The 2,179-nt window shown below is 44.7% G+C and carries 2 protein-coding genes; one reads left to right on the top strand and one right to left on the bottom strand.

Annotated features, from left to right (window positions below):
* Positions 1-140: 140 nt before the first annotated feature.
* Entirely contained in the window at positions 141-1,496 is a 1,356-nt protein-coding gene (murF, locus tag GNE10_RS34115; RefSeq protein ID WP_185570448.1) for a UDP-N-acetylmuramoyl-tripeptide--D-alanyl-D-alanine ligase, read from the bottom strand.
* Positions 1,497-1,661: 165 nt separating this feature from the next.
* Between murF and GNE10_RS34110 the strand changes: the two genes are divergently transcribed.
* Positions 1,662-2,126, top strand: coding sequence for a hypothetical protein (locus tag GNE10_RS34110; RefSeq protein WP_099073496.1), 465 nt, complete (start codon positions 1,662-1,664; stop codon positions 2,124-2,126).
* Positions 2,127-2,179 lie beyond the last annotated feature (53 nt).

Raw genomic sequence — 2,179 nt, 5'->3', positions numbered from 1 at the left:
ATATTTTAATTACTTATACCTATTTAAAAAAAGAATGCGAGACATAGACAAGGCCCCTCCCCAACCCTACAAAACAGATGTAATATTGCTTGGGGATTTTACAAAATCTCGCAGTATCAGACGTTCGGTTTGTAATGGTATCATTTGGGATATTCTGCACGTAACTGATTAACCACCCGATCTAGCCCCACTGAGTGGGCGGCTTTGAACAGTACAAGATCTCCTGGCTGCACAAATGTCTTCAATCTGGCCACCAATTCGCCATGAGTTGCAAAGCACTCCGATGGGATACCGTCGGCACTTTTGGCTATTGTTTCGGCGTCTTCTCCATCCACCAACACCAACAAGCCGTCTAAATTCAACTTTTGTACTGTTTCTCCCACTCGTTGGTGCAAATCTTGGGAGCGTTCTCCCAATTCTTTCATTGCACCCAACACGGCAATTTTGCGTTTTCCTGGTGTGTCTGCCAATAATTGCAATGCTGCTAACATCGCTTCTGGTGCAGCATTATATGTCTCATCTAAAATTACCACGTCATTGGGCAAATTAAATCGCTGCGATCGCCCTGTGGGCATATCCACTGAGACACCTGCTTTTAAACTCCCCCAATCAATTCCCAAAACCTTTGCCACTGCCAAAGCCGCTAGAAAATTACTCGCATTGTGACTCCCAGGTAACGGTAAAGGGATTTGCATTCCTGCGACTTCCACAGTTTCGTTATCAATCAACACTCCTGAGACATCGCCACCAGAAAAACCGTAAGTTATGACTTCTCCTGTCCAAACTTTCGCCGCCGTAGCCATTAATAGGGGATTGTCGTAATTGAGAACTGCCACACTATCAGCAGGCATTTCGGCTAATAACTCACATTTTGCCTCAGCGATCGCTTCTTCGGAACCCAGTAACTCAATATGTGCCGTCCCCACATTGGTGATCACTCCGATGGTGGGATGTGCTATTTGTGTGAGTTCGGCAATTTGTCCCCTACCGCGCATTGCCATTTCAATTACGGCGTAGTCATGTTCTGTACTCAGTTCCAACAGAGTTTTCGGCACACCGATTTCGTTATTGAAATTGCCATAAGTTTTGTGAACTGCTTTTTTGGTTCCTAAAACTGCGGCAATTAATTCTTTAGTCGTAGTTTTACCTACTGAACCTGTAACACCAATTACAGGAATATCAAAGCGATCGCGCCACCATCTGCCAATTTGCTGATATGCCTTAAGGGTATCTTGAACCTGCAATACAGGAAAACCAGGGTTTTCGTATGCCGAATCTACAATTGCAGCGATGGCACCCCTAGCGATGGCTGTGGGCACAAATTCATGTCCATCAAATTTATCGCCTCGTAAAGCCACAAACACTTCACCCGACTTGAGGATACGTGTATCTGTTTGTATACCTTTACTTACTTGTGTTAAATCAGTTTCGTATAAGTTTAAAGGATAAGCCGAAAGCACTTCGACCAGTTGAGTAAGGGTGGCAGAACAAGGCATAAATAAAGGTTCAAATTTATAAAATCGAATTATGACACAATCCGGTTGATAGTGCTTCTGGTTACAACAATTTTCAGTTAAGCTGTTGCTGTTGATGGTTCACTGTTGACTGTTAACCGTCAACCGTCAACAGTCAACACTCATCAGTCATCAGCGAACAGTTATATGGTTGAAAATGCTAATCAAACGACAGCTTTAACACAGCAGTGGCTGACAGAAATTCAGACACTCAAACAGCAGTTAATAGAACTTCAACAAGACCGGGATGCAGCTTGGGAAAGTGCCCAAAAATGGCGTCAGCTATACAATAAAGAAGCAGAACAACGACGCACAGATGCCCAATTATCCCAACAAGCGATGGCATCTCTCAAGGCAGATTTGCATAAACTCCAAGGTATTGAAGCAGGGACACTGGCTGCTACACCAGTGACAGCGATTCAAGAAGAAATAGCCCAATTACAATCTGTAGAGGAATTGCAAACTAAACTCATCGCTGCAATTCAAGAACGCGATCGCCTGTTGCAAGCTTTGAAAATAGAACAGGAAAACCACACTCAAACTCGCAAAAGTCTTACTACCGCCTTGGGTGATGCCATCGATAGCTTAACACGGGAGCGGGCAGGGAGATGAGGGAGCAGGGGAGATGGGGAGATGGGGAGATGGGAAGATGGGGGAGTGTGGGG

It is taken from the genome of Nostoc sp. 2RC, assembly GCF_014222165.1.
Lineage (GTDB): Bacteria > Cyanobacteriota > Cyanobacteriia > Cyanobacteriales > Nostocaceae > Nostoc > Nostoc linckia.
Note: the sequence above shows the minus strand (reverse complement) of the source record. Positions and strands in the feature narration are given on the sequence as shown.

Excerpts from the sequence above, each read along its gene's own strand:
- murF (WP_185570448.1), bottom strand. The coding sequence starts at position 1,496 with ATGCCTTGTTCTGCCACCCTTACTCAACTGGTCGAAGTGCTTTCGGCT.
- GNE10_RS34110 (WP_099073496.1), top strand. The coding sequence starts at position 1,662 with ATGGTTGAAAATGCTAATCAAACGACAGCTTTAACACAGCAGTGGCTG.